The organism is Streptomyces sparsus (assembly GCF_054776295.1).
Genome location: NZ_BAAHCA010000812.1, coordinates 1 through 2,255 on the forward strand (window position 1 = coordinate 1; position 2,255 = coordinate 2,255).

At 74.9% G+C, this 2,255-nt stretch carries 3 protein-coding genes and 1 pseudogene; 3 read left to right on the forward strand and 1 reads right to left on the reverse strand.

What is annotated here, in order from left to right; translation table 11 throughout:
• From ACYVE9_RS23690 to ACYVE9_RS23700, 3 genes and pseudogenes are all read left to right on the forward strand, one after another.
• Positions 1–905 (forward strand): serine hydrolase (locus ACYVE9_RS23690; protein WP_461029926.1); only part of this gene is annotated, 905 nt, incomplete at its 5' end.
• Positions 892–1,305 (forward strand): annotated as a pseudogene (locus tag ACYVE9_RS23695) (nitroreductase/quinone reductase family protein); the annotation flags it as partial. The gene ACYVE9_RS23690 and the pseudogene ACYVE9_RS23695, both read left to right, overlap by 14 nt.
• Before the next feature lie 135 nt (positions 1,306–1,440).
• Positions 1,441–1,956 carry a VOC family protein gene (locus tag ACYVE9_RS23700; RefSeq protein WP_461029928.1) on the forward strand — a complete coding sequence of 172 codons (516 nt, stop codon included), beginning with the start codon at positions 1,441–1,443 and terminating at the stop codon, positions 1,954–1,956.
• A gap of 85 nt (positions 1,957–2,041) precedes the next feature.
• On the opposite strand, the gene ACYVE9_RS23705 is transcribed toward ACYVE9_RS23700, so the two are convergent.
• Positions 2,042–2,255, reverse strand: a 214-nt coding sequence (locus tag ACYVE9_RS23705) for a helix-turn-helix domain-containing protein (protein WP_461029927.1), incomplete at its 5' end; no start/stop codon positions are given.

Consider the following 2,255-nt stretch of genomic DNA (forward strand, 5'->3'; position numbering starts at 1 on the left):
GGCTCGGGGCGCGGCTGCGGTTGCACGCGGCGTGCGTGGACTGCGGGCGGCAGACCGGCCACCGGGCGGACCGGCCGGTGGTGCTGGCGTCGGTGGTGAAGGTGCTGCTGGTGCTGGAGTTCACCCGCCAGGCGGCAGCCGGACAGCTCGACCCGACCGAACGCGCCGTGGTCCGCGCCGCGGACCGGCTCGGTGGCACCGGCACCGCCGGCTGCGCCGACGACGTCGAGCTGAGCCTGCGCGACCTCGCGCGCTGGACCCTGACGGTGAGCGACAACTCCGCGGCCGACCTGCTGTTCCGGCGGTTGGGCACCGACACCGTGCGGGCGCTCGCCGAGGAGCTGGGGCTGGCCGCGACCCAGGTGCTCGGCAGCCCGCGCTGGGTGCTGGGCACCATGCTGGAGGACCTGGGCTGCGCCGGTCCGGCGGAGTTCGCCCGGGCCCTGGCGGCCCTGCCGCCGGCCCGGTTCCGGGAGTTGCGGGCGCTCGACCCGGCCCGCACCAACAGCAGTACCGCCCGCGACATGACGCGGCTGCTGCGCCTGGTGTGGCGGGACCGGGCGGGACCGGCGACGGGGTGCGCCGCGTTGCGATCCCTGATGACCGAGCAGGTGAGCTGGCACCGGCTGGCTGCCGCGTTCGACGAGGGCGTGGCGGTGGCGGCCAAGAGCGGAACCCTGCCGGGGGTGCGGAACGAGATCGGCGTGGTCACCCTCCCCGACGGCGCCCGGTTCGCGGTGGCGGTGTTCGCCGAGACGGAGTCGCTGTCCACGCGCAGACCGGACCTGGACGCCGCGATCGGCCGGGCCGCGGCTCGGGCCGTCGGGCAACTCCGGGGTTGCTGCGCCGGGTTGCCGGTGATTTCGGGCCTGCCCGTCCTAGGCTCGGCCCATGAACCCGGATGAAGCGAACGCGTTCAACCGCCACGTGACCGAACGGTTCCGCGCCCAGCAGGGCGCCGGACCGCTCGGTGAGGGGCTGCCGTTCAACGCGGACGGTCTGCTGCTGCTCACCCACACCGGCGCCCGGACGGGGACCCGCCGCACCAACCCCCTGGGCTTCCTGGTGCTTTCGGGCGGCCGGCTCTTCGTGGTGGCGTCCTTCCTGGGCGCCGCGCACAACCCCGACTGGTACCACAACGTCCTCGCTCATCCGGAGGTCACCGTGGAGATGGGCACCGAGACGTTCACCGCCGCCGCGTCCGTCCCGCCGGACGACGAGTACCCGGAACTGTTCGCGGAGGCCGTCCAGCAGTGGCCGTTCCTCCCCGACCACCAGGCGAAGGCCGGCCGGCGCATCCCGCTCGTGGAGCTGACCCGCCTCCGCAGACCGGCCCCCGCCCCCGCCCCGACCGTACCCGGACGGCCGGGGCGGGGGCGGCGCGGAGGACGTCCGATTCGTTCAAGACCCGCGGCCCGGGCACCGTCTAGCGTCCTGGGCATGACCACTACCTCAGATACCTCAGATACCTCCGATACCTCCGGATCACCGTCCGACAACACCACTTCTGCCGCCGACGCCCCTCGCACGTCCTCCGACGGCGCCGCTCCGGCCGTCACCGCCCGTTTCGACCTGGTCGGCATGGTCACCGCGGACATGGCCGCGACGCTCGCCTTCTACCGCCGGCTCGGCCTGGACATCCCCGCGGAGGCGGACGCGGCACCGCACGCGGAGGTGGCCGGCCCCGGCGGCGTTCGGCTCGCCTGGGACACGGTCGACGTCGTGCGGTCCATGCACCCGGGCTGGGAGCTGCCCACCGGGGAGGGCCGGATGTCGCTGGCGTTCCTCTGCGACAGTCCCGCGGACGTGGACGCCCTGTACGCCCAACTGGTCTCGGCCGGGCACCCCGGTGTCCGGGAGCCGTGGGACGCGTTCTGGGGCCAGCGCTACGCGGTCGTGGCGGACCCGGACGGCAACTCGGTCGACCTCTTCGCCCCGCTGCCCGGCACCCCCTGACCGGCACCCCTGACCGACCTCCTGACCGGCACCGCCCTGCCGCAGCGGTGACCCCGCCGCCGCGGCCGGGTGCACGGTCGGCGGATCAGCTCAGCAGGGTGGTCAGCGGCACACCCGCCAGGGCCTTGACCTCCCTGGCGAGGTGGGCCTGGTCGGCGTAGCCGGCGTCCGCCGCAACCCGGGCGAAGGGCAGGCCGGCCCGCGCGAGGGTGAGCGCCCGTTCCAGGCGCAGCACCCGCGCCAGGGTCTTCGGGCCGTAGCCGAAGGCCCGCACGGCCCGGCGGTGCAGTTGGCGTTCG

Excerpts from the sequence above, each read along its gene's own strand:
- ACYVE9_RS23700 (WP_461029928.1), top strand. The coding sequence starts at position 1,441 with ATGACCACTACCTCAGATACCTCAGATACCTCCGATACCTCCGGATCA.